Source organism: Dissulfurispira sp., assembly GCF_036745535.1.
Taxonomy (GTDB): Bacteria; Nitrospirota; Thermodesulfovibrionia; order Thermodesulfovibrionales; family Dissulfurispiraceae; genus Dissulfurispira.
This window is the reverse complement of record NZ_DAIOFX010000158.1, coordinates 1-1,984: the sequence shown is the minus strand read 5'-3', so window position 1 is coordinate 1,984 and position 1,984 is coordinate 1. Positions and strand designations below refer to the sequence as shown.

Annotated in this window: 1 protein-coding gene; it reads left to right on the top strand. The window is 38.2% G+C overall.

What is annotated here, in order from left to right; all coding sequences use genetic code 11:
* The first annotated feature begins 136 nt into the window (after positions 1–136).
* Positions 137–1,882, top strand: a complete 1,746-nt coding sequence (locus V7L97_RS12390) for a PglL family O-oligosaccharyltransferase (RefSeq protein WP_333656451.1) — start codon at positions 137–139, stop codon at positions 1,880–1,882.
* Positions 1,883–1,984: the final 102 nt, after the last annotated feature.

Here is a 1,984-nt window from a genome sequence, read left to right as displayed (position 1 = left end):
CCCTTTTTGTTTTTATAATGCCATTGAGAAATATTTCCTTCTCATGATAACTTAAACAATGACAAATTCATTGTCTTCTAACCGCTATTTATTGATCACGCTTTCAGTAATCTTCCTTTTCCTCATGCACGTTTTTATGCCAAACATCGGAGGAGTTGTTGCTCACCCGAGAGAATATTTAATATGGCTTGGTATCGGTGCAGTTATTTTTTTAGGAATTTTAAATGCCATAGAAAAGAAAAGTTTGATAGAATCTCCATTTAAAATATATATCCTTTTATTTGCTGTCCTGCTCCTTTCAAGCAGCATGTTCAATCCCATTAAAAACATGAATATGTTTGTTATAAGCTCTATGAGGCTTATGGCAGGGATTATTTTATGGCTTGCCCTTCTGCAATTTGATTTAAGCACTAAGGAAAGGCTTTCAATTCTATTAGTTGTATTCATTTCCGCCGTTATAGAATCCATTATAGGGATTATGCAGTTTTTTGGACTTTATCGATATATCCCCATTACACCGGCGCCTGATGTAGGAATGGTTGGAGGTGCGTTTCAGCAAAAAAACTTATTTGCCTCATGGATAGCAACAGGATTGATTATCAGTCTTTATTTTATAGCTACCAATAGATTCAAAACCTATACCAATAAGATAAAAATAATTTTTTTTGTATGTATTGCCTTGCTTTCTCTAAACCTGATCATTGCAGGTTCAAGGGCGGGGCTTCTCGGCACCGCACTCGCAATGGTGATAATGCTTCCAATGAGGAAAAAGCATTACTCCGTTGCCAGAAAAAATCTAATAACATGGCTCATGGTATTTTTCATCGGCATGGCAGGTGGTTTTTATTTGTTGAGTATTAAGGATGAACTTGGCATAGAAAAGCTGACGACAAGGCAGATAAAATGGTTCTCTGATGTTCAACAAACATCTTATACTGAGCGAATACTTATGTGCAAAACCTCGCTTGAGATGTTCAAAGAGAGACCCCTGTTCGGGCAGGGTGTTGCAAATTTCGGCAGCCTGTACATGTATTATCAGGCAAAGACCAAAAAAGCCAATCCATATTATAAAGATGTCGGCAACAGTTACACATCACATCCACATAATGAACTTTTCTTGATACTTTCAGAAAGCGGTATCGCCGGTATTTTGGGCGTCCTAATCCTCATATATGGATTTGTGAAGGTTGCTATAAAGTATGGAAAAGAGCGAATCGGCCTATATATAGCCCTTCTAACGCCCATTACTATCCATACCCTTGTAGAATATCCTTTGCAACTATCTACCGCCCATTATCTTTTATTTATAATTCTGGTTTATATGGCAACTTCGCACTTTTTGAAGGCAGCACAGTTAAAGCTATCTCCATATGTCACTAAGCCGCTTATTATAATTGTTTCCGGCGCATACATATTTTTCACAACATATACAGTAGCAACCTTTAATGCATATAATGGCCTCGTGAGATGGTATACAGACTATATGGAAACAGGAAAAGGTTCTGACGAGGATATAAAGCCGTCCATGAAAAATCTGTATCTAAAGAACTGGTCAATACCAATGTATATGTTTGCAAAGTCTGAAGATGCTGTAAAAGATATAGAGAGGAATAAAGGCTTCCTCGATGATTTCCTCAAATGGAGCAATTCCGAAAAACAGAGGCTTCCTGTCATGCCTGTCTTTTACCACGATGCCAGAGTCCTGCTTTCGATGGGCATTCACTACAAGCAGCATGTCTATTTCGATGAGGCAATGAAGACAGTGGAGCAGGGGCTTCTGCTGTATCCGAATAATGAGGATTTAAAAAAGTTGAGACCTAAAATAGTTGCCGAGGCATTTAAGGCGATTTTTGACGGATTTCAACGAGGGAAGAAGGACTAATCCTATTGCTTGACACGGGGTCTTATGCTTTGATACCATAGAGTTATTATGATTTGCAAAGAAACAATAGAGAAGAGACAGGCAGAGGAAATAAAAGCTATC

Bases quoted from the DNA above. Each gene is read 5' to 3' on its own strand.
- V7L97_RS12390 (WP_333656451.1), top strand. From the start codon at position 137: ATGCCAAACATCGGAGGAGTTGTTGCTCACCCGAGAGAATATTTAATA.